Source organism: Pseudomonas sp. P5_152, from assembly GCF_033989915.1.
Classification (GTDB): Bacteria; Pseudomonadota; Gammaproteobacteria; order Pseudomonadales; family Pseudomonadaceae; genus Aquipseudomonas.
The window spans coordinates 2,673,340-2,695,930 of the sequence record NZ_JASFAH010000002.1 but is presented as its reverse complement, the minus strand read 5'-3'; the positions used below and the strand labels follow the sequence as shown (position 1 = coordinate 2,695,930).

The 22,591-nt window shown below is 63.2% G+C and carries 21 protein-coding genes; 8 read left to right on the top strand and 13 right to left on the bottom strand.

Going from position 1 to position 22,591, the window contains the following annotated elements; all coding sequences use genetic code 11:
- Nucleotides 1-2: 2 nt before the first annotated feature.
- The 5 genes from metX to QMK50_RS12305 form a co-directional block, all read right to left on the bottom strand.
- A complete protein-coding gene (gene metX / locus QMK50_RS12325; RefSeq protein ID WP_095164530.1) occupies nt 3-1,142 on the bottom strand; it encodes a homoserine O-succinyltransferase MetX in 1,140 nt (379 codons plus the stop codon).
- A gap of 182 nt (nt 1,143-1,324) precedes the next feature.
- Nucleotides 1,325-1,621, bottom strand: a complete 297-nt coding sequence (locus tag QMK50_RS12320; RefSeq protein WP_095164528.1) for a DUF167 domain-containing protein — start codon at nt 1,619-1,621, stop codon at nt 1,325-1,327.
- Nucleotides 1,621-2,211: a YggT family protein gene (locus QMK50_RS12315; protein WP_095164526.1), complete on the bottom strand. Its 591-nt coding sequence runs from the start codon at nt 2,209-2,211 to the stop codon at nt 1,621-1,623. The genes QMK50_RS12320 and QMK50_RS12315 overlap by 1 nt, the downstream gene beginning before the upstream one ends.
- Nucleotides 2,212-2,221: 10 nt before the next feature.
- Complete coding sequence (proC, locus tag QMK50_RS12310) at nt 2,222-3,040, bottom strand: pyrroline-5-carboxylate reductase (protein WP_320333201.1); 819 nt, start codon at nt 3,038-3,040, stop codon at nt 2,222-2,224.
- Between the two features lie 53 nt (nt 3,041-3,093).
- Nucleotides 3,094-3,786: a YggS family pyridoxal phosphate-dependent enzyme gene (locus QMK50_RS12305; RefSeq protein ID WP_320333200.1), complete on the bottom strand. Its 693-nt coding sequence runs from the start codon at nt 3,784-3,786 to the stop codon at nt 3,094-3,096.
- Nucleotides 3,787-3,842: 56 nt separating this feature from the next.
- On the opposite strand from QMK50_RS12305, the gene QMK50_RS12300 reads away from it, so the two are divergent.
- The gene (locus tag QMK50_RS12300) at nt 3,843-4,877 is read left to right on the top strand and encodes a type IV pilus twitching motility protein PilT (RefSeq protein WP_320333199.1); all 1,035 of its coding nucleotides are present in this window, start codon (nt 3,843-3,845) and stop codon (nt 4,875-4,877) included.
- 71 nt (nt 4,878-4,948) lie between these two features.
- Here the strand turns inward: QMK50_RS12300 and QMK50_RS12295 are convergent, their stop codons facing one another.
- Complete coding sequence (locus QMK50_RS12295; RefSeq protein WP_095164518.1) at nt 4,949-5,569, bottom strand: C40 family peptidase; 621 nt, start codon at nt 5,567-5,569, stop codon at nt 4,949-4,951.
- Nucleotides 5,570-5,819: 250 nt separating this feature from the next.
- On the opposite strand from QMK50_RS12295, the gene QMK50_RS12290 reads away from it, so the two are divergent.
- Nucleotides 5,820-6,251 carry an NINE protein gene (locus QMK50_RS12290; protein WP_095164516.1) on the top strand — a complete coding sequence of 144 codons (432 nt, stop codon included), beginning with the start codon at nt 5,820-5,822 and terminating at the stop codon, nt 6,249-6,251.
- Between the two features lie 90 nt (nt 6,252-6,341).
- On the opposite strand, the gene QMK50_RS12285 is transcribed toward QMK50_RS12290, so the two are convergent.
- The 7 genes from QMK50_RS12285 to gshB form a co-directional block, all read right to left on the bottom strand.
- Nucleotides 6,342-7,613, bottom strand: coding sequence for a dihydroorotase (locus tag QMK50_RS12285; protein WP_095164514.1), 1,272 nt, complete (start codon nt 7,611-7,613; stop codon nt 6,342-6,344).
- Nucleotides 7,610-8,614 (bottom strand): aspartate carbamoyltransferase catalytic subunit, encoded by a 1,005-nt coding sequence (locus tag QMK50_RS12280; protein WP_095164512.1) that lies wholly within the window; start codon nt 8,612-8,614, stop codon nt 7,610-7,612. Before QMK50_RS12280 ends, QMK50_RS12285 begins: the two co-directional genes overlap by 4 nt.
- A gap of 27 nt (nt 8,615-8,641) precedes the next feature.
- Nucleotides 8,642-9,145 (bottom strand): bifunctional pyr operon transcriptional regulator/uracil phosphoribosyltransferase PyrR, encoded by a 504-nt coding sequence (gene pyrR / locus QMK50_RS12275; RefSeq protein ID WP_095164510.1) that lies wholly within the window; start codon nt 9,143-9,145, stop codon nt 8,642-8,644.
- 81 nt (nt 9,146-9,226) lie between these two features.
- Complete coding sequence (gene ruvX, locus QMK50_RS12270) at nt 9,227-9,664, bottom strand: Holliday junction resolvase RuvX (RefSeq protein ID WP_008007435.1); 438 nt, start codon at nt 9,662-9,664, stop codon at nt 9,227-9,229.
- Nucleotides 9,664-10,236 (bottom strand): YqgE/AlgH family protein, encoded by a 573-nt coding sequence (locus tag QMK50_RS12265; protein WP_320333198.1) that lies wholly within the window; start codon nt 10,234-10,236, stop codon nt 9,664-9,666. Before QMK50_RS12265 ends, ruvX begins: the two co-directional genes overlap by 1 nt.
- A 190-nt stretch (nt 10,237-10,426) precedes the next feature.
- Nucleotides 10,427-11,326 carry an energy transducer TonB gene (locus QMK50_RS12260; RefSeq protein WP_095164506.1) on the bottom strand — a complete coding sequence of 300 codons (900 nt, stop codon included), beginning with the start codon at nt 11,324-11,326 and terminating at the stop codon, nt 10,427-10,429.
- 77 nt (nt 11,327-11,403) lie between these two features.
- Nucleotides 11,404-12,357, bottom strand: coding sequence for a glutathione synthase (gene gshB / locus QMK50_RS12255; protein WP_095164504.1), 954 nt, complete (start codon nt 12,355-12,357; stop codon nt 11,404-11,406).
- Nucleotides 12,358-12,637: 280 nt separating this feature from the next.
- Here gshB and pilG point away from each other — a divergent pair, with 280 nt between their 5' ends.
- The 6 genes from pilG (at nt 12,638) to QMK50_RS12225 (ending at nt 22,577) form a co-directional block, all read left to right on the top strand.
- Nucleotides 12,638-13,042 (top strand): twitching motility response regulator PilG, encoded by a 405-nt coding sequence (gene pilG / locus QMK50_RS12250; protein WP_095164502.1) that lies wholly within the window; start codon nt 12,638-12,640, stop codon nt 13,040-13,042.
- 57 nt (nt 13,043-13,099) lie between these two features.
- Complete coding sequence (gene pilH, locus QMK50_RS12245) at nt 13,100-13,465, top strand: twitching motility response regulator PilH (RefSeq protein WP_095165186.1); 366 nt, start codon at nt 13,100-13,102, stop codon at nt 13,463-13,465.
- 10 nt (nt 13,466-13,475) lie between these two features.
- The gene (locus QMK50_RS12240) at nt 13,476-14,015 is read left to right on the top strand and encodes a chemotaxis protein CheW (protein ID WP_095164500.1); all 540 of its coding nucleotides are present in this window, start codon (nt 13,476-13,478) and stop codon (nt 14,013-14,015) included.
- A 99-nt stretch (nt 14,016-14,114) separates the two neighbouring features.
- Complete coding sequence (locus tag QMK50_RS12235) at nt 14,115-16,175, top strand: methyl-accepting chemotaxis protein (protein WP_095164498.1); 2,061 nt, start codon at nt 14,115-14,117, stop codon at nt 16,173-16,175.
- Nucleotides 16,176-16,213: 38 nt separating this feature from the next.
- Nucleotides 16,214-22,111 (top strand): Hpt domain-containing protein, encoded by a 5,898-nt coding sequence (locus QMK50_RS12230; protein WP_320333197.1) that lies wholly within the window; start codon nt 16,214-16,216, stop codon nt 22,109-22,111.
- Nucleotides 22,104-22,577 carry a chemotaxis protein CheW gene (locus QMK50_RS12225; protein WP_159998388.1) on the top strand — a complete coding sequence of 158 codons (474 nt, stop codon included), beginning with the start codon at nt 22,104-22,106 and terminating at the stop codon, nt 22,575-22,577. The genes QMK50_RS12230 and QMK50_RS12225 overlap by 8 nt, the downstream gene beginning before the upstream one ends.
- The last annotated feature ends 14 nt before the right edge of the window (nt 22,578-22,591 follow it).

Below are 22,591 nucleotides of genomic sequence, written 5' to 3'. Positions count from 1 at the left end.
GTTCACACCGTAATTCGCTTCATGTAATTGCTGAACGCCTGCAGGTAGCGCGGGATCGGAATCAGGAAGGCGTCGTGGCCTTGCGGAGCGTCGATCTCCAGGTAGCAAACGTCTTTCTTGGCGGCCATCAGGGCATCTACCAGCTCGCGGGAGCGGGCCGGGGAGAAGCGCCAGTCGGTGGTGAACGACATCACGCAGAACTTGGCCTTGGCGCCGGCGAAGGTTTTCGCCAGGTTATCGTCGAAGTTCGCCGCCGGATCGAAGTAGTCCAGCGCCTTGGTCATCAGCAGGTAGGTGTTGGCGTCGAACCGTCCGGAGAACTCTTCACCCTGATAACGCAGGTAGCTCTCGACCTGGAACTCGACGCTGTGGAAATCGTAGTTGAGCTTTTCGCTCTTGAGGCCGCGGCCGAATTTCTCACCCATCGAGTCGTCCGACAGGTAAGTGATGTGCCCGACCATGCGCGCCAGCATCAGGCCACGCTTGGGGATCACCCCGGCTTCCTGGAACGAACCGCCATGGAACTCCGGATCGGTGAGGATCGCCTGGCGCGCGACTTCGTTGAAGGCAATGTTCTGTGCCGAGAGTTTGGGTGCCGAGGCAATGGCCAGGCAGTGGCGGATGCGGTCGGGGTAGGTGATGCTCCATTGCATCGCCTGCATGCCACCCAGGCTGCCACCGATCACGGCAGCCCACTGCGTGATGCCGATGCGGTCGGCCAGGCGCGCTTGGCTATGGACCCAGTCTTCGACGGTCAGCACCGGGAACTCGGCGCCGAATGGCTTGCCTGTCTCAGGGTTGGTGCTGCTGGGGCCGGTGGAGCCGTTGCAACCGCCGAGGTTGTTCAGGCTGACGACGAAAAACTTGTCGGTGTCGATCGGCTTGCCGGGGCCGATGCAGCTGTCCCACCAACCGGGCTTGCGGTCGTCGGGGCTGTGGAAGCCGGCCGCGTGATGGTGCCCGGACAAGGCATGGCAGATCAGCACGGCGTTGCTCGCCGTGGCGTTCAGCGTGCCGTAGGTTTCGTAGATCAGGTCATAGGCTGACAAGGAGCGGCCGCAGGCAAGGGCCAGGGGCTCGTTGAAGTGCGCCACTTGGGGCGTCACCAGACCAACAGAATCGGCGGGAAAGGCAGTTGGCATCGACCCTGCTCTCGTTGAAATGAGGCGTAAGTCTAAAGACCGCTGTGGTCAGCGGCAAGCAAAGGGCGGGGATGATTTTTCCTGTCAGACCGAGGCGCGGCCATCGCGGGCAAGCCACGCTCCCACAAGGGGGCGCATTCCCATGTGGGAGCGTGGCTTGCCCGCGATGAACGATGACGCGGTCACCCCGGCTGTCGCACCAGATCCGGCAAGTCCGGGAGCTTCTGTGGTGAGCAGATCCGTACCCGCTTCTGCCGGCTCAGCTCGCCGCTGAGCAGGCTCACCTGGCTCTTGGAGACGCCAAAGGCCTTGGCCAGGAAGGCCATCAGGTAGGCATTGGCCTTGCCTTCGACGGGCGGCGCGGTCAGGCGGATCTTCAGGCGATCACCGTGCAGGCCCGCGAAATCATCGCTGCGGGCCGCCGGTTGCAGGTGACATTCGAGGATCAGGTCCGCGCCGTCCCAGCGGTAATAGCTCATCAGATCAGCAGGCGCAGGATTTCCGGCATCTGCGTCATGGCGGCGAGGTTGTTGATCACCAGCATGTCGATCAGCTTGAGCGCCATGAACGCCAGGATCGGCGAAATATCCAGGCCGCCCAGGTTCGGCAGGATCTTGCGGAATGGCGCCAGGGCCGGCTCGCAGATCTGATTGACCAGTTCGGCACCCGGGTTATGGCTGCCAGGCGCGACCCACGAGAGGATCACGCTGATGATCAGGGCATAGAAGAAGATGTTGAGGAACAGCGCGGTGACCCCGATGAGCGACCAGATCAGCAGTTGCAGCGGGTTGCCGGTGGTGCCGTAAGTCAGCAGCAAGGTCAGGGCCATCAACGCCAGTTGCACCAGGATCGCCAGGACCAGCGACGACATGTCGAGGCCGAACACGCTCGGAATGATCCGGCGCAGTGGCTTGAGCAGGGGTTGAGTGGCCTTCACGGCGAACTGGCACAGTGGGTTGTAGAAGTTGGCGCGTACCAATTGCAGTACAAAACGCAGGAGTACGATCAGCAGGTACAGGCTGCCGAGGGTTTGCAGCACGTACACCGCTGCAGTGTTCAATCCAATCATGTATGGCTCCTTATTGACCCAGTTGCTCAGCCATCTCGGCTGAACGGTGTGCAGCGGCACCCAGTGCGTGTTCCACCAGGGCTTCGAATCCGCCGGCCTGGAAGGCCTTGATCGCAGCTTCGGTGGTGCCGGCAGGTGAAGTGACGCGGCGGCGCAGTTCGGCGGCGTCGACGTCGCTGGCAACTGCCATGTGCGCGGCGCCAAGGGCGGTTTGCAGGGTCAGTTGGGCGGCGGTTTCCCGTGGCAGGCCGAGCTTCTCGCCGGCGGCGGTCATGGCTTCGATCAGCAGGAAGAAATATGCCGGGCCACTGCCAGACACGGCGGTGACCGCATCCAGTTGCTGCTCTTCGTCCAGCCACAGGGCGATGCCCACGGCCGACAACAGGTCTTGCGCTTGCTGGCGTTGATCGGCTGTCACCTGGGTGGTCGCGAACAGGCCGCTCACGCCCTGGCGCAGCAGGGCTGGGGTGTTGGGCATGCAGCGCACGATCGGCTGGGCACCTAGCCAGTTGTTCATGCTGGCGCAGGTGATGCCAGCGGCAATCGAGACCACCAGTTGCTGCGGTTGCAGGCTCGGGCGCAGTGCTTCGCAGACTACTTTCATTGCCTGCGGCTTGACTGCCAGAACCACCACATCGGCGCCGGCGATGGCGTCTGCGTTGTCGGCGAATACTTCGATGCCGTGCTCTGCGGCCACCCGCGCACGGGTCTCGGCGCCCGGATCGCTGGCGCGGATCTGCGCGGCGTCCAGGCCCTTGGCACGCAGGCCGCCGATCAGGCTGGCGGCCATGTTTCCGGCACCGATAAAGGCAATACGCGTCTTGCTCATGTCAGGTCCTTTTAAAGTGGGGTGCCAGCCAGGGTTCATGGCTGGTGATGTTTTTACTGATAGTCGCGTGCACCAAACAGGGCTGTACCGATGCGGACCCAGGTGGCGCCTTGGGCAATGGCCGACTCGAGGTCGTGGCTCATGCCCATGGACAGTGTGTCGAGCGGCAGGTTGAGGCTGTCTTGCAGGCGGGTGTTCAGCTCGCGTACGGCGGCAAAGGCAGCGTCCTGCTCGGCGCGATTGTCGGTGGGCTCGGGAATCGCCATCAATCCGCGCAAGGTCAGGCGCGGCAGGGCCTTGATCGCCGCCGCCAGGGCCGGCAGGTCGGCCGGGGTGCAGCCGGACTTGCTGGCTTCACCGCTGACGTTGACCTGGATGCAGATGTTCAGGGCTGGCAATTCAGCGGGGCGTTGTTCGGACAGGCGTTGTGCGATTTTCAAGCGATCCACGGAGTGCACCCAAGCGAAGTTTTGCGCGATATCTCGCGTCTTGTTCGATTGAATGGGGCCGATGAAGTGCCAACACAAGGGCAGGTCGGTCAATTCCCGTTGTTTGCCCAACGCTTCCTGCAGGTAGTTTTCACCAAAGTCGCGGACCCCGGCAGCGTACGCTTCGCGGACTGCGGCGGCGGGTTTGGTCTTGCTCACGGCCAGCAGCTGGACGCTGTTTGCGGCACGTTGCGCGGCCTGTTCAGCACTGCGGATGCGTGCCGCTACCTGGGAGATGTTGTCTGCTATCGTGGACATTCAAGGGACGCCGGCAGTCTGAGGTTCGCGGCATTCTACTGGAATTGAGGAGTGCTATGGATATCACTGAGCTGCTGGCCTTCAGCGTCAAACAGGGCGCCTGCGACTTGCACTTGTCCACCGGCCTGCCACCGATGATCCGGGTGGATGGCGATGTGCGGCGGATCAACCTGCCGCCACAGGATGCCCGCCAGGTGACGGCGCTGATCCATGGGCTCATGAGCGAACCACAGCAGGTCGAGTTCGCGCAGGCACTGGAGCTCGACTTCTGCTACTCGGCGCCGGGTGTGGCGCGTTTTCGGGTCAATGTCTTCCATCAGCACCGGGGGCCGGGCGCGGTATTACGGATCATCCCGTCGAAGGTGCCGAGCCTGGACGAGCTGGGACTGGGGGATGTGTTTCGTCGTATTGCCGAGCTTCCCCGGGGCCTGGTGCTGGTCACCGGGCCCACGGGCTCCGGCAAGTCGACCACCCTGGCGGCAATGATCGATCACCTCAACAACTACCGGCATCAACACATCCTGACCATTGAAGACCCGATCGAGTTTGTCCACGAGCCGCGCAAGTGCCTGATCAACCAGCGTGAAGTGCACCGCGATAGCCACAGCTTCGCGGCTGCGCTGCGTTCGGCCCTGCGCGAGGACCCGGACGTGATCCTGGTAGGGGAGATGCGAGACCTGGAAACCATTCGCCTGGCCCTCACCGCCGCCGAGACCGGGCACTTGGTGTTCGGCACGTTGCACACCAGTTCGGCGGCGAAAACCGTCGACCGGGTGGTGGACGTGTTTCCCGGTGAAGAGAAAGCCATGGTCCGCTCGATGCTCTCGGAGTCGCTGCAGGCGGTGGTGTCCCAGGCGCTGTTGAAGAAGGTCGGAGGCGGTCGGGTGGCGGCCCACGAGATCATGCTGGGTACCCCGGCAATCCGTAACCTGATCCGTGAGAACAAGGTGGCGCAGATGTATTCGGCGATCCAGACGGGTGGCGCGCTGGGCATGCAGACCCTGGACATGAGCCTGAGGTCGCTGCTGGGCAGGGGGTTGATCAGCCGTGAGCATGCGCGAGAGCGGGCGCGCTCGGCCGAAGGCCTGTAAATACAAAAAATCGCAGCCGGCGGGAATGCCACCGGCTGCGATCTGTTGATCTTGCTTTGACTCAGCTCAACTCAGCGCTGAACAATCCGCATGGTGTTCGGCTCTTTCGGCAGGACCCGCTTGGCAACCACGTAGTGGTTATCCCAGTACGGCTTCTTCAGGGTGTCGATGGAGACCGACTTGCCACGGCGTGGTGCGTGGATGAAGCGGTCGTTGCCCAGGTAGATGGCAACATGATTGACCCTGCGGCTCTTGAGCTTGAAGAAAATCAGGTCGCCGGGTTTCAGGTCCTTGCGATCGACTTTCAGCCCGTGGCCGGAGGCCATGGCATTGGAGGTGCGCGGCAGGTCTACGGCGGCTACGTCATTGAAGGCGTATTTCACCAGGCCGCTGCAATCAAAGCCTTTACTTGGGCTGCTGCCACCCCAACGATAGGGAGTGCCGAGCACATTGACTGCGCGACTCAAGACATCGCTGCTCTGCTTGGTGGCCATTGGCGGCACCAGCGAGCTGTTGGCCTTGCTCAGTTGTGGCGCTTTTACACTGTGTTTGTTTTTGCTGGTAGCAGCAGAAACATGGGATTTAGGGGTGTAACCATTAACGTTTGGAAGACGTTGCTCACGATTGGTGGCGTGGGCGGCCAGTGGCAATAATAGGCAAATGGTTAGCCATGTCTTGAAAAATGGACGCATTAGGCAAGGCTCTATATAAGGAACGCGCAACTTTATAACAGCTTTTTTGTCCTTTTCGGGGCCGTTGGTCGATTCAAACCGGGGCTCAAAACCGTCGAAGCCGCGGCAAATTGGCTCGATTGTCGGACACAAGTCAGGTGGTACAAGGCTTTGCGCGAAGTGCTTGGCTGGCAAACCACTTGTCGGCACGACATAAAAAAGTCACACAAGTCACAAAATTATTTTTCTATCGCGGCATATGAGGGACTACATGAACACCTATCGTCAGGATGTTTCACCCCAGGACACCCACAGCAAGGTGATCGGTTATCTGTTGTGGATTCTCGGCTTTACCGGGGCGCACCGCTTTTATTACGGCAAGCCGGTGACTGGCACGATCTGGTTTTTCACCTTCGGTTTGCTGGGCATCGGCTGGTTGATCGACCTGTTCCTGATCCCGGCCATGGACCGTGAGGCGGATCTGCGTTTTACCGCAGGGCCGATCGAATACAACGTGGCCTGGATTCTGCTGACGTTCCTCGGCGTGTTCGGTGTACACCGCATGTATCAGGGGAAGTGGATCAGCGGTTTGCTGTACCTGGTGACGGGCGGGTTGTTCTTTCTGGGGGTGTTGTATGACTTCTGGACCCTGAATGACCAGGTTTCCGTGCGCAACGCGCAGAATCGCGGCGCTTTCCAGTAAAGCATCGCGGGCAAGCCCGCTCCCACAGGAGCTGCATCAGGCCTGTGGGGCGGGCGGCGCTGCGCCTGCCCGCGATTGGAGCGACACGGTTCAGGCCTGGTGGCTGATCCGTCCATCCACCAGGGTGTAGCGCACCACGCCCGGTAGGCTGTGGCCGAGGAACGGGCAGTTTTCGCCCTTCGACAGCCAGGTCTCGCCGGCGACGGTCGAGGCGGCCGGGTCGAACACCACCAGGTCAGCCGCAGCGCCCACCGCCAGCTTGCCCGCCGGCAGGCGCAGGGCCTCGGCCGGACCGGCGCTGAGGCGTGCCAGCAGGGTCGGCAGATCGAGCAGGCCGTCTTCGACCAGGGTCATGGCCAACGGCAGCAGCAGTTCAACGCTGCTGATCCCGGGTTCGGTGGCGCCGAACGGCGCCAGCTTGGCGTCGCGCTCGTGGGGCTGGTGATGGCTGGAGATGGCTTGCACCACCCCGGACTTCACTGCCTCGCGCAGGCCATCGCGGTCGGCGCGGGTGCGCAGCGGCGGTTGCACGTGGTACAGGCTGTTGAAGTCGATCAACGCCTCATCGGTGAGGATCAACTGATACAGCGCCACGTCGGCCGTGACCTTCAAGCCCCGGGCCTGGGCCTGGGCGATCAAGGCTACGCCGCGGGCACTGGTGAGCTGGCTGAAGTGCGCACGCACCCCGGTTTGCTCCACCAGCAGCAGATCACGGGCCAGGGCCACGGTTTCCGCTGTCTCGGGAATCCCCGGCAGGCCGAGGAAGCTGGCGGTCGGGCCTTCGTGGGCCAGGCCACCTTCGGCCAGGTCATGGTCCTGGGAGTGAAAGATCACCGTCAGGTCGAAGGTCGCCGCGTATTCCAGGGCCCGGCACAGGGTGCGGGTGTTGCGAAAGCTGTCCAGGCCGTTGCCGAAGGCCACGCAACCGGTGTCGCGCAGGGCAATCAGTTCGGCCAGTTGCTCGCCTTCCAGGCCCTTGCTCAGGGCGCCGATCGGGAACACCTTGGCATTGCCGGCTTCACGGGCGCGGTCGAGGATCAGTTCGGCGACGGCCGAGGTGTCCAGCACCGGCTTGGTACGAGGCGGGCAGCACAGGCTGGTGACGCCACCGGCCGCGGCGGCGCGGGTTTCGCTGGCAATCGTGCCTTTGCGGCTGTAACCCGGTTCGCGCAGCGCGACGTTGAGGTCGACCAGCCCGGGCGCGACCACCAGGCCCTGGGCCTCGATGGTTTGCACGGCGACGAAGCCGGCGGGTGCGGCGCCCAGGGCGACGATCTTGCAGGCTTCGATGTGGATATCGGTGACTTGATCCAGGCCACTGCTCGGATCGATGACGCGGGCGCCGAGAATGCTGAGCTTCACTGGGCGTTCTCCTGCTCGAATTGGCGCTGGGCAGTCTGCCCGCTCATGGCCATGGACAACACGGCCATACGAATGGCGATCCCGTAGGTCACCTGATTGAGGATCACCGAGTGCGGACCGTCGGCCACCGCCGACTCGATCTCCACCCCACGGTTGATCGGCCCCGGGTGCATGACGATGCAGTCCGGCTTGGCGCCGGCCAGGCGTGCGGTGGTCAGGCCGAACAGGCGGTAGAACTCGCCTTCGCTCGGCAGCAGGCCGCCGGTCATGCGTTCACGCTGCAGGCGCAGCATGATCACCACGTCGACGTCCTTAAGGCCTTCGGTCATGTCGGTGTAGACCTTCACCCCGTATTGCTCGATGCCGATCGGCAGCAGGGTCTTGGGGGCGATCACGCGGATATCCGGGCAGCCGAGGGTTTTCAGCGCCAGCATGTTCGAGCGTGCGACCCGCGAGTGCAGGATGTCGCCGACGATGGCCACCGAGAGGTTCTCGAAGCTGCCCTTGTGCCGACGAATGGTGAGCATGTCGAGCATGCCTTGGGTCGGGTGGGCGTGCCGGCCGTCACCGCCATTGATGATCGCCACTTGTGGGCAGACGTGTTCGGCAATGAAGTGCGCGGCGCCGGAGTCACCATGGCGCACGACGAACATGTCGGCCGCCATGGCCTCGAGGTTGCGCAGGGTGTCGAGCAGGGTTTCGCCCTTGCTCGCCGACGATGTGGACACATTGAGGGTGATCACGTCCGCCGACAACCGCTGGGCGGCCAGTTCGAAGGTGGTGCGGGTGCGGGTGGAGTTCTCGAAGAACACGTTGCACACGGTCTTGCCGCGCAGCAACGGGACTTTTTTCACCGCCCGGGCGCCGACTTCGAGGAACGAGTCGGCGGTGTCGAGGATTTCCGTCAACAGCTCGCGGCGCAGGCCGTCGAGGGAGAGGAAGTGGCGCAGCTGGCCCTGATCATTGAGCTGCAGCGGGCGCTTGGTATCTAGAGGCGTCATCGCGAGGGGGACTCTCAATAGGGCGGATTAAAGGGCGAGGTCTTGCAGTTCGAGCGCAAGTTCCGGACCGGACAGCTTGACCCGTTCGTGGGCAGCCAGGGACAGGGTCGCGCCGACCACGTTCGGGCGGATCGGCAGCTCGCCGGCGTCCAGGTCCAGCAGGCAGACCAGGGTCACGCTGGCTGGGCGGCCATAGTCGAAAAGTTCGTTCATGGCGGCGCGGATGGTCCGCCCGCTCATCAGCACGTCGTCGATCAGCACCAGGTGCTGGCCTTCGATCTCGAAGGGCAGGGCCGATGGGCGCACTTGCGGGTGCAGGCCATTCTGGCTGAAGTCGTCGCGGTAGAAGGAAACGTCCAGGGTACCCAGTGGCGCGTCGCTGCCCAGTGCTTCGAGCAGGGCCTGAGCGACCCATACGCCGCCGGTGCGAATGCCGATGTAGCGCGGCTCGCTGATGCCGCGTTTGGCCAGGTAGGCGTCAAGCTGGGTCGCCATCTGGCTGATCAGTTCGACGGGATTGGGCAGGCTCATGGTTGCTCCTTCTTGGGCCCGAGCCGGGACTTGCAGGGAGAGGCTCGGGTTGTAGCTAAGAGAGTCGCTTGCTGCGGCTCTTCAGGATTCGAACAGTGCGCTGTTTTCGTCGAGCCAGCCTTGCAGCAGCAGGGCGGCAGCGATGGCGTCGACCGGGTTGTCGCGGTAGCTGCCTTTCTGCCCGCCACGGACCAGGCGTTCGCCTTTGGCCTCGAAAGTGGTCAGGCGTTCATCGTGGGTATAAAAGGGCAGGTTGTAGCGGCCATTGAGGCGCCGGGCGAATTTTTCCGCGCGCAGGCACATGTCGCTGGGCGTGCCGTCCATGTTCAGCGGCAAGCCGACCACCACCGCGTCAGGCTTCCACTCCTTGATCAGGGCTTCGACCTGGTTCCAGTCGGGAATGCCGTTTTGCGCCTTGAGGGTGCACAGCTCGCGGGCCTGGCCGGTAATTACCTGGCCAACGGCCACGCCGATCTGTTTGGTGCCGTAGTCAAAACCGAGGATCAGACGCAGGGCCATCAGGCGTGCCCCGCCTGGCTGGTGAGCAGGCTGAGGTTGACGCCCAGGTGCTTGGCCGCCGCGTCCAGGCGCAGTTCGCTGCTGGTGTTGAACAGGATGTCGGTGTCGAACGGGCAGGTCAGCCAGGCGTTGTCGGCCAGTTCGGCCTCCAGTTGCCCGGCTTCCCAGCCGGCATAGCCGAGGGCGATCAGGCTCTTGGCCGGACCGACGCCGTCGGCAATCGCAAACAGCACGTCCTGGGAAGTGGACAAGGACAGCTCGCCCTCCAGATCAACGGTCGCCTGGAACGTCATGCCCGAGGGGTGCAGCACAAAACCACGGTCGGTCTGCACCGGACCACCGATGAAAATCGGCACATGCTGGCACAACACCGGTGGTTCGACGTCAGGGCGCAACTGCTCAAGGATATCCGCCAGGCTCAGGTCCTGCGGGCGGTTGATCACCAGCCCCATGGCACCTTTGGCCGTGTGCTCGACGATGTAGGTCAAGGTGTGCGCAAAGTTCGGGTCGGCCATGTGGGGCATGGCGATCAGGAAGTGATGCTTGAGGTAGCTGGGAATGACGTTTTTCATGTGCGCTAGTGTGGCGTTGGAGGGGCAAACTGACAAGCTGGGGATGTGCAGGAAATGCCCAGAATATCCGCGAATAACTCAGGCCCCTGTGGGAGCGGGCTTGCCCGCGATGACGGCGGCACATTGATAATTGCCGTGTCAGACCCACCGCTATCGCGGGCAAGCCCGCTCCCACAGGGTTTCCTGCTGTTCAATTGCTGGAAAGCCTGTCCCCGCGGGCAAACCTCCAGGTGCGGATGATCTCCAATCGGTCAATGTCCGACAGGTCTCCGGTAAACGGCGCAAAGGGTGCTGCCAGACGCACGATACGCTGGGCCGCCTGGTCCAGCAGTGGCTGGCCGGAAGACTCCAGGACCAGCACTTCGTACAGCGAGCCGTCGCGGTTGATCGAGACCATCAGGCGCAAATTGCCGTAGATCTGTTTGCGCCGCGCTTCGTCGGGATAGTTCAGGTTGCCGATGCGCTCGACCTTCTTGCGCCATTCATCCTTGTACCAGGCACCCTTGTCGCGCATGGTCGAGGCCGCACTCAGGCGGTGGATGCGCGGGCGCTTGGCATACAGCTGTTGTTCGTTGGCCAGTTCCGCCTCGAGGCTGGCGATGTCGCTGGACAGCTGGGCGCTGTCGAAGGTCGGCGTCACCGGCTTGGGCGTCGGTGCCGATTTCACTTCTTCCTTCTTGGTCGCGGCTTTCTTCGGGGCTGGCGCCACGGTGGTCACGGCGGCCTTGGGAGCGGCGACCGGTACTTGGGGTTTGACCGCGGGCGGTGGCGTGACCTTTTGCACCTTGTTGTCCTGGAACGGCGCGATCTCGGTGGTCTTGGGGATCGCCTTTTTATCCAGGGTGCCGCTGCCTTGCTGATTTTCCTGGGCCAGGAAGTCGGCTTTCTTCGGCTTGGTTTCGCTTTTGAACGTGGCGAGGGTGATTTCCAGGGTTTTACTGATCTGCTTGGGTTCGGCAAAGGTAAACCCCAGGCCGAGGATCAGTGCCAGGTGGATCAGCGCCGCCAGGAACAGGGTAAATCCGAGGCGATCGGCCGGGCGCACGCCGCGGTGGGCGAGTTCAGGGGGCAGATCGGACGGCAGGGTCATGACAAGGAAACCAACATCGCGTTTTGCACAGGCCGCGCATGATAACGCAATGTTGGTCTGCCCTTGGGGGTTCTATATCAACGAGCCTTGAGCTTCTGATCGATGGCTGCCATCAGCATTTCGCCGATGTTCGTGCCAAATGCATTGTCGATCTCGCGAATGCAGGTCGGGCTGGTGACGTTGATTTCGGTCAGGTGCTCACCAATCACGTCGAGGCCGACAAACAGCAGGCCTTTTTCGCGCAGGGTCGGGCCGACCTGGGCAGCGATCCAGCGGTCCTTGTCGGTCAATGGACGGGCTTCGCCACGGCCGCCGGCGGCCAGGTTGCCACGGGTTTCGCCCTGGGCCGGGATGCGCGCCAGGCAGTAGTCCACCGGCTCGCCGTCGATCATCAGGATGCGCTTGTCACCGTCCTTGATTGCCGGCAGGTAAGCCTGGCCCATGATCTGCTGGGTGCCCAGGGCGGTCAGGGTTTCAAGAATCACCGACAGGTTCGGATCGCCCGCGCGGTGACGGAAGATCGAGGTGCCACCCATGCCGTCCAGCGGCTTGAGGATCACATCGCCGTGTTTGGCGGCGAACTCACGCAGCACGTCGGCGCGGCGGCTGACCACGGTCGGCGGGGTGCACTGGGGGAACAGGGTGGCGAACAGCTTTTCATTGCAGTCGCGCAGGCTTTGCGGTTTGTTGACCACCAGGACACCGGCGCGCTCGGCTTGCTCGAGCAGGTAGGTGGAGTAGACGAACTCCATGTCAAAGGGCGGATCCTTGCGCATCAGGATCACATCCAGGTCGCTCAGCAGCGCGTCGGTCTCGGCTTCGAGCTCGAACCATTTCTGCGGGTCGGCGAAGACTTTCAACGGTCGCATGCGGGCCCGCGCCTCGCCTTCGCCCTGGTACAGGTCGCTCTGTTCCATATAGAACAGTTCCCAACCGCGTGCCTGGGCGGCCAGCAGCATGGCCAGCGAGCTATCCTTTTTATAGGAAATGCTGGCGATAGGGTCCATGACAATCCCGACGCGAACGCTCATGGGTGTTTCCTCGAGTTTGAAGGGCTGGGTGTGTCTTGTGCGGGAGCAAGCTCGCTCCTGCAAAAAAACCAGCCGAAGGCCAGAAAAAGTGGCGTCAGAGTGGCGCCCGGTGGGTTCCCGGTCAAGGAAAAACCGCCTCGCGGGTCGGCCGATAGATTGGACATGGAGACTGTGCTAAAAAGGCTGGCATGTCGCGCTGGCCCTTGAACATCAAGGGTTTCGAGCCAACGGGCAGCCGCAAACGGACAAACTGATTCGCCCAGGCGATGGTAGAGCAGATATGGAACAGCATTCCAACGCCTTGAAGGTCATGGTGATCGACGATTCGAAGACCATTCGCCGTACCGCTGAAACCTTGTTACGCAATGCGGGCTGCGAGGTGATCACCGCCATCGATGGTTTTGATGCGCTGGCCAAGATCACCGACAACCATCCGGGGATCATTTTTGTCGACATCATGATGCCGCGTCTGGATGGTTATCAGACCTGCGCTTTAATCAAGAACAACAGCGCGTTCAAGGCCACGCCAGTGATCATGCTGTCGTCCAAGGACGGCTTGTTCGACAAGGCCAAGGGGCGGATTGTCGGTTCCGATCAGTTTTTGACCAAGCCATTCAGCAAGGAAGAACTGTTGAACGCGATTCGCGCTCATGTACCGGGCTTCGCTGCCGATGCGCCGCTGTAAGACACTCACAGTGATGCCCGGCCAACCGGCCTGGCGTCTACAAGAATGGGGAAGACCATGGCACGTATTCTGATCGTCGATGACTCGCCGACCGAAATGTACAAACTCACCGGCATGCTGGAAAAGCACGGCCATGAAGTGTTGAAGGCACAAAACGGTGCCGATGGCGTGGCGCTGGCCCGTCAGGAAAAGCCCGACGCGGTCTTGATGGACATCGTCATGCCCGGCCTCAACGGCTTCCAGGCGACCCGTCAACTGACCAAGGACCCGGAGACCGGCCATATTCCGGTAATCATCATCACCACCAAGGACCAGGATACCGACAAGGTCTGGGGCACTCGCCAGGGCGCCAAGGACTACCTGACCAAGCCGGTGGACGAAGACACCCTGATCAAGACCCTGAACGCTGTGCTGGCAGGCTGACGGCCGCGCCATGGCCGAGTCGCTGAGCGCCTTTGAACTGTTGCTGCAGATCGACCAGCGTTGCCGCTTGCTGGCGGCTGACTTGCCGTCCCAGCCAACCCGCAATCACGGCTGGAGCGGCATTGGCTTTCGCCTGGGCGAACACTGGTACGTGGCGCCCATGGGCGAGGTCAGCGAAGTCCTGCATGAGCCGCGCCTGACCCAGTTGCCCGGGGTCAAGCCGTGGGTTCGGGGGGTGGCCAACCTGCGTGGCCGCTTGCTGCCGGTGATGGACCTGTGCGGCTTCCTGGGCGCCGAGTTGTCGGCTCAGCGCAAGCAGCGCCGGGTCCTGGTGGTCGAGTACAAGGAAACGTTCGTCGGCCTGATGGTCGATGAGGTGCTGGGCATGCAGCACTTCGACCAGGCCCGGTTCGAGCCGGGAGCGGCGGGCAGCCAGGACGACCCAGCGGCGGCTTTCATCAAGGGTCGGTTCGAGCGTGAGCAACGCTGGCAGGTGTTCAGTCCGTTTGCCGTGGCGCAGTCGCCACGCTTCATGGATGTGGCGGTGTAGGCGGGTACCTCTAGCCGCTGCCGAAGGCTGCGTTCGAGTGCGCAGCACGCGCAAGGACGCCGGACGGGTTTCACAATGTGGGTCAACAGGCGAAGATCGATGATTAAAGTCAACACGGGCACCTCAAGCGATGGATCGCGCAGTCGTTCGCAGATCATTGCGCTGTTCATCGCGCTGATCGTGTTCATCGTGCTGTTGTTCGCCAACTTTGCCTACCTCAATACTCAAGCTTCCTACGACAAGCAGTACATCGGCCATGCTGGTGAGTTGCGCGTACTGTCCCAGCGTATTGCCAAGAACGCCACCGAAGCGGCTGCCGGCAAAGCCGCGGCGTTCAAGCTGCTCAGCGACGCGCGCAATGACTTTGCACAGCGTTGGGGCTACCTGAAGAAAGGCGACCCGGCCACGGGCTTGCCGCCAGCACCGGCGGTGGTGCGTCCGCAAATGCGCGCCGTGCAGCTGGATTGGGAGCGCTTGCTGAAAAACACCGACGCGATCCTCTCCAGCGAGCAGACCGTGCTGTCGTTGCACCAAGTGGCCGCGACGTTAGCCGAGACCGTGCCGCAGTTGCAGGTCGAGTACGAAAAAGTCGTCGAAATCCTGCTGCAGCGCGGCGCGCCAGCTACTCAGGTGGCCATGGCCCAGCGCCAGTCGCTGCTTGCCGAGCGCATCCTTGGCGCCGTCAACACGGTGCTGGCCGGCGATGAAAACGCCCAGCAGGCCGCCGATGTGTTTGGCCGGGACGCGGCGCGCTTCGGCCAGGTGCTCAACGGCATGCTGCAGGGCAATCCCGCGCTCAAGGTCAGCCAGGTCGAGGACCGCGATGCCCGTGCTCGTCTGACCGAGATCGCCGAGCTGTTCCAGTTTGTCTCCGGTTCGGTGGATGAAATCCTCGAAACCTCGCCCCAGCTGTTCAAGGTCCGTGAGTCGGCGGGCAATATCTTCAACCTCTCGCAGACCCTGCTGGAGGAAGCCTCGCACCTGGCCAACGGCTTCGAGAACCTGGTGGGCGGACGCTCCACCGACACCATCGGCGGTTACGTGCTGGGCCTGCTGGCGCTGACCTCGATCATCCTGATTGGCCTGGTGATGGTGCGTGAAACCAACCGCCAGTTGCGCGAGACCGCCGAGAAGAACGAGCGCAACCAGAACGCGATCATGCGCCTGCTCGACGAAATCGAGGACCTGGCAGATGGCGACCTGACGGTCACGGCGTCGGTGACTGAAGACTTCACCGGGACCATTGCCGACTCCATCAACTACTCGGTCGACCAGTTGCGCGATCTGGTGGCCACCATCAACCTCACGGCCGGCCAGGTCGCCGCCGCTGTGCAGGAAACCCAGGCCACGGCGATGCACCTGGCCCAGGCCTCGGAGCATCAGGCCCAGCAGATCAGCGAAGCGTCGGCTTCGATCAACGACATGGCCCAGTCCATCGACCAGGTGTCGGCGAACGCCGCCGAATCATCGGCTGTGGCCGAGCGTTCGGTGGAGATCGCCAACAAGGGCAACGAGGTGGTGCACAACACCATTCACGGCATGGACAACATTCGTGAGCAGATCCAGGACACCGCCAAGCGCATCAAGCGCCTGGGCGAGTCGTCCCAGGAAATCGGCGATATCGTCAGCCTGATCGACGACATCGCCGACCAGACCAATATCCTGGCCCTCAACGCGGCGATCCAGGCGTCCATGGCCGGCGACGCCGGGCGCGGGTTTGCCGTGGTGGCCGACGAGGTGCAGCGCCTGGCTGAACGTTCTTCCGCCGCCACCCGGCAGATTGAAACCCTGGTGCGGGCGATCCAGACCGACACCAATGAGGCGGTGATTTCCATGGAGCAGACCACCACCGAGGTGGTGCGCGGCGCGCGGCTGGCGCAGGATGCCGGAGTAGCCCTGGAAGAAATCGAAGGCGTTTCGAAAACCCTTGCGGCGCTGATCCAGAGTATTTCCAATGCGGCGCAGCAACAGACGTCGTCGGCGGGACAGATTTCCTTGACCATGAACGTGATCCAGCAGATCACCACGCAAACCTCGTCGGGCTCCACGGCCACCGCAGAGAGCATTGGCAACCTGGCGAAAATGGCCAGTCAGTTGCGGCGCTCGGTGTCCGGCTTCACCTTGCCGGCGGTACCGGAGCGCGGAACCGACAAGACCTGAACCCTGCACGCTGGGAACGAATTTTGACTGGAGTGGTTATGGGTGATCGGCACGACTATGTGGCCCTTGAATGGGTCAAGGGCGAAATTGCCGAAACGCTGAAGCAGGCCTACCTTGCCCTCGATCAACTGGTCGAGGACCCGCAGGCGCTGCACGCGCTCGAGCAATGCCTGGCAGGTATCCATCAGGTCCATGGCAGTCTGCAGATGGTCGAGTTCTACGGTGCGGCCCTGCTTGCCGAAGAGATGGAGCAACTGGCGGCAGCCTTGCAGCGTGGCATGGTGGCCCATCGCGACGAAGCCATCCGCCTGCTGCAACAGGCCCTCGGCCAATTGCCGATTTACCTCGACCGCGTGCTCAGCGCCCGGCGCGACTTGCCCCTGGTGGTGCTGCCGCTGATCAACGACTTGCGCAGCGCCCGTGGCGAAGGCCTGCTCGCGGAAACCAGCCTGTTCAGTCCACAACTGCAAGAACTGCCGGCCCTGACGGAGGCGCAACTGGCGCTGCTGGCGCCGGCAGACTTGCCCAATGTGTTGCGCAAACTGCGGCAGATGCTGCAGATGGGCCTGGTCGGACTGCTGCGCGAACAGGACGACAGCACAAACCTTGGTTACCTGGCCAAGGTCTTTGCACGCCTTGAGGTGCTGTGTGCCGATGCGCCATTGAGCCCGCTGTGGCAGGTGGCTTCAGCGCTGGTCGAAGGCATGCTCAGTGGCCGTATCGATAACAGTCCGGCACTGCGCAGCTTGTTCAAGGACACCGACAAGGAACTCAAGCGCCTGCTGGAACACGGCATGCCGGCCATCAACCAGGCAGCGCCCCCCGAATTGCTGAAAAGCCTGCTGTTTTATATCGCCAAGGCGCAATCCCCCAGTGCCCGGATGTTAATCATGAAAGATCGCTACGGGCTGGATGACGCCTTGCCTGACAACGCCTTGCTCGATGCAGAGCGCGCGCGCCTGGCTGGGCCTGACCGCGACGCCATGCGCTCGGTGCTGGCCGCCTTGTGCGAGGAACTGGTGCGGGTCAAGGAACGCCTGGACCTGTTCGTACGCAGCGACCGCCAGCATGCCTCGGACCTCGACAGCCTGCTGGCGCCGCTGCGGCAGATTGCCGACACCCTGGCGGTGCTCGGTTTTGGCCAGCCGCGCAAGGTCATCATCGACCAGTTAGGCGTGGTGCTGAGCCTGGCCCAGGGGCAGCGCGAGCCCAACGATGCGATCCTGATGGACGTCGCCGGTGCCTTGCTCTACGTCGAGGCGACCCTGGCGGGCATGGTCGGTATCGTCGAGGAAAACCGTGAAGAAAGCCGGCTGCCGACCACCGACCTGACGCAGATTCACCAGATCGTCATCAAGGAAGCCCGCCTGTGCCTGCAACAGGCCAAGGACATGATCGTCGAATACATCGATGCCCACTGGGATCGCCAGCCGTTGCAGTTACTGCCGGACTTGCTGACCCAGGTTCGCGGTGCGCTGGCGATGATTCCCCTGCACCGCGCGGCGAGCCTGCTGGAAGCCTGCAACAGTTACATTCGTGAACACCTGCTGGCGGACCGTACGCCGCCGGATTGGCAGCACCTGGACAACCTGGCCGATGCCATCACCAGTATCGAGTATTACCTGGAGCGCTTGAGCGAGGACCCGCAAACCCTCGGCGAGCAGGTGCTGGATGTGGCCGAACAGAGTCTGGCGACACTCGGCTATCAGCCCAGCGCGGTTCATCTGCCACCGTTCAATCCGTCGCCGAGTGCCGATGGCGGTCGGTTCGCCGAAGCTGACCCGGCCGCCCAGCAGTCGCTGGCAGATGCCCTGGCCAGCCCGGTGTCGGCCGTCAACCCGCCGGCCGTGAGTACCCCCGACAGCCTGCAACCACCGCCGGCCGATGAAGAACCGGTGGATGACGAGTTGCGCGAGGTGTTCCTCGAGGAGACCGCCGAAGTCCTGGATATCCTGCGCGAGTACCTGCCGCGCTGGTCGGCCAACCCAGGCAGTGCTGTGCTCCTGGGCGAACTGCGGCGAGCCTTTCATACCTTGAAGGGCAGTGGACGGATGGTCCGCGCGCTGGTGCTCGGCGAACTCGCCTGGGCCGTGGAAAACCTGCTCAACCGAATACTCGAACACAGTGTCGAGCCTGGGCCGCAGGTCGATGAGCTGTTGCGCGACACGCTGCACCTGCTGCCAGAGCTGGTGGCGGAATTCGCCGCCAGCCACCAGCGCCAACGCGATGACGTGGACCACCTGGCAGCCCGTGCCCACGCGTTGGCCCGGGGCGCGGCCCTGCCCGAGCAAGCGAGCGGAGCGCACGCTGGCGCCGCCGATCCGCAGTTGCTGGAGATCTTCCGCAACGAAGCCGACAGCCACCTCAACAGCCTCCAGCGCTTTCTCGAGCAGGCCGCCGAACATCTGCCGTTGCAGGCCACTGACGAGTTGCAGCGTGCGCTGCACACCCTCAAGGGCAGCGCGTCGGTGGCCGGTGTGGTGCCGATCGCCGAGCTGGCGGCACCCTTCGACCAACTGGCCCGCGAATACAAGGCGCACCTGTTGGCCCTGGACCTGGATGAAGTCGAACTGCTGCTGGAGGCCGAAGGCTTGCTGCGCCGCGGCTTGGCGCAATTGCAGGGCAACCCGCTGGTGGAAATCCGCGGCGCGCCTGATCTGATCCTGCGCACCCAGGCCCTGCTCGCCGAGCGCCTGGAAGCCTTGCACAGCTCGCCCGACAGCGGTGTGCGGATCAAGCGTGACCCGCAGTTGATCAACAACTTCCTGGCCCAGGGCATGGACATCCTGCTGGACGCCGAAAGCCTGTTGCAACGCTGGCAGCAACACCCCGGCGAGCGCCAGGAACTGACGGCCTTGCTGGATGAGCTGACGACCCTGGGTGAAGGCGCACACCTGGCCGACCTGCACCCGATGGATGAGTTGTGCGAGGCCTTGCTCGACCTGTATGGCGCCGTGGAGGAAAGCAGCCTGGCGGTCAGCGAGCGGTTCTTTCACGAGGCCCAAAGTGCCCATGAAGCCTTGATCAACATGCTCGACGAACTGGCGGCAGGCCAGGAAGTCAGTCACCAATCGGCTCGTGTGCACGCCCTGCGCGATCTGCTTGATGAAGGCCTGGATCCGTCCGCGATGGGCCTGATCCGCAGCGACGGCAGTCGCACCCTCAGTATTACCGAACTTGGCAGCGTCACCGCCGAACTCGGGCAGTCCTCGCCGACGCCGTTGGCGGCGGACGATGAAATGGAGGCGATTTTTCTCGAAGAGGCCGTGGACATTCTGGAGAGCGCCGGGCAGGCCTTGCAGCGTTGGCTCACGGAACCGCAGAACCCTGCGCCGTTGTTGTCGCTGCAGCGCGACTTGCACACCCTCAAGGGTGGGGCGCGGATGGCCGAGATCGGACCGGTGGGTGACTTGGCCCACGAGCTGGAAAGCCTTTACGAGGGGTTGGTGGACCGGCGCCTGAGCTACAGCGCCGAGCTTGGCCAACTGTTGCAGCAGAGCCACGACCGCCTCGCGCAACTGCTGGAGCAACTGCAGCGCCAACAACCGCTGGGCGATTGCACGGCATTGATCGAGGCCATCGCACAGTGGCGCCAACGCAGCGCCAGCCCTGCCGACGCCGCTGCACAGGCGTCTGCCGAGGATGCGCCGGGCAATGACCCGGAGTTGCTGGAAGTCTTCCTCGAGGAAGGCTTCGACATCATCGACAGTTCGGGCGCGGCGTTGCTGCGCTGGCAGGCCGACCCGCAAAGCCGCCAGGAAATGGAAACCCTGCTGCGCGATCTGCACACCCTCAAAGGTGGCGCGCGAATGGTCGAGATTGCGCCGATTGGCGACCTGGCCCATGAACTGGAGTTTCTCTACGAAGGCCTGTCGACCGGCTTGCTGCAGGCCACACCGGCGCTGTTCGGGCTGTTGCAGCGCAGCCATGACCGGCTGGCGCAGATGCTCGACGCTACCCGTGCCGGTCAACCGGTAGCGCCGGCCGAGCGCCTGCTCGAGGCCATCCAGGCCTTCAGTCACCCCTCGGCGGTCGAGCGTGCTGCGCCATCGGTGGCGCTCGACAGCCTGGCGCAGAACAAGCCGGAGCCGTCCGCGCCGCCCGCTGAAGCGGGCGCCGATATGGTCAAGGTGTCCGCCGAACTGCTCGACGACCTGGTCAACCTGGCCGCCGAGACTTCGATTTTTCGTGGACGTGTCGAGCAACAGGTCAACGATGCCCGGGTGACCTTGAGCGAGATGGAAACCACCATCGAGCGCATGCGCGATCAACTGCGCCGCCTCGACACCGAAACCCAGGGGCGCATCCTCAGTCGCCAGCACGTCGACGCCGAGCGCCTGGGCTACGAAGAATTCGACCCGCTGGAAATGGATCGCCATTCGCAACTGCAGCAGTTGTCACGGGCGATGTTCGAGTCTGCTTCCGATCTGCTCGACCTCAAGGAAACCCTCGATCGGCGCAATGTCGACGCCGAGAACCTGTTGCAGCAACAGGGGCGGATCAACAGCGAGCTGCAAGAAGGCCTGATGCGCACGCGCATGGTGCCGTTCGAACGGATGCTGCCACGCCTCAAACGCATCGTCCGCCAGGTCTCCAGCGAGCTGGGCAAAGACGTTGAGTTTATCGTCGGCAACGCCGAGGGCGAGATGGACCGTAATGTCCTTGAGCGCATGGCCGCCCCGCTGGAGCACATGTTGCGCAACGCCATCGACCATGGCCTGGAGTCTGCGCAAGTACGCCGCGCTGCCGGCAAGCCCGAGCAGGGGCGGATCAGCCTGGACCTGTCCCGCGAGGGTGGCGATATCATTTTCGACATCCGTGACGACGGTGCCGGCGTGCCCCTCGATGCCGTACGGCGCAAGGCGATCAAGCGCGGGCTGCTGGCCCCCGAAAGCAGCCTGAGTGACCGCGATGTGCTGCAGTTCATCCTGCAGCCCGGCTTCTCTACTGCCGAGAAAATCACCCAGATCTCCGGGCGAGGGGTGGGCATGGACGTGGTGCATGAAGAAGTGCGCCAGCTCGGCGGCCTGATGAGCATTGACTCGGTCCCGGGCAAGGGCGTGCATTTTCGCATTCGCCTGCCGTTCACGGTGTCGGTCAACCGCGCGTTGATGGTGCAGTGTGGCGAGGATCTGTACGCGATCCCGCTCAATACCATCGAGGGCATGGTGCGAGTCCTGCCCAGCGAACTGGAGGCCCGCTATCAACTGGATCCGCCCCGGTACGAGTACGCCGGGCAATGTTACGAGCTGTGCTACCTGGGCGAGTTGCTCAAGACCAGTATTCGCCCGCGCTTGCTGGGGCAGAACCTGCCGCTGCCGGTGCTGCTGGTGCAGTGCAACGAGCGGCATATCGCGGTGCAGGTCGACGCCATGGCCGGCACCCGGGAAATCGTGGTCAAGAGCCTCGGCCCGCAGTTTGCCGCGGTCCAGGGCCTGTCCGGCGCGACGATTCTCGGTGATGGCCGGGTGGTGCTGATTCTCGACCTGCTGGCGCCGTTGCGGGCGATGCAGGTACGTTTGCCGGCGCCGGCCGCGACCAGCCCGGAAGGCGAGCCGCAGCGCTCGATGCTGGTGCTGGTGGTGGACGATTCGGTCACCGTGCGCAAAGTCACCAGCCGGCTGCTGGAGCGCCACGGCATGAGCGTGCTCACGGCCAAGGACGGGGTGGACGCGATGCAGTTGCTGGAAGAGCACATGCCCGACCTGATGCTGCTGGACATCGAAATGCCGCGCATGGACGGCTTCGAAGTGGCCACCCAGGTGCGCAACGATCCCCGCCTGCAGCACCTGCCGATCATCATGATTACCTCGCGCACCGGGCAAAAACACCGCGACCGGGCAATGGCCATCGGCGTCAACGACTACCTCGGCAAGCCTTACCAGGAATCGGTGTTGCTCGACAGTATCGCCCTGTGGAGCAAGGCCCATGCTTGAGCACCGTACCAGCCACCTCACCGGGCTGCTGCTGCCCCTGGCCGACCGCACCCTGATCCTGCCCAACGTCGCCGTTGCCGAGCTGATCGACTACCAGCCCGGAACCTTCGACCTCGACTCACCGCCCTGGTACCTGGGTCAGGTCAACTGGCGCGACCGGCAGATCCCGCTGCTGAGTTTCGAGTCGGCCTGCGGCAGCAAAACCGTGATCGGCGAACGCGCCCGCATCGTCATCCTCAATACCTTGGGCGGGCGAGCCAACCTCAGGTTCATCGCCCTGCTGGTCCAGGGCATCCCACGCTCCTGCAAGCTCGACAGCCAGTTGAGCTACGTCGACGTGCCGCTGTGTGCACTGGAACAGGCAGCGGTACAAGTCGTCGATCAAGTGGCAAAAATCCCCGATTTGCTGGCGTTGGAGGCGTTGTTGGTGGGGGCGGGGTTGGTCATAGAACATGGGATTTCTTGATAAGTCTCAAAAAG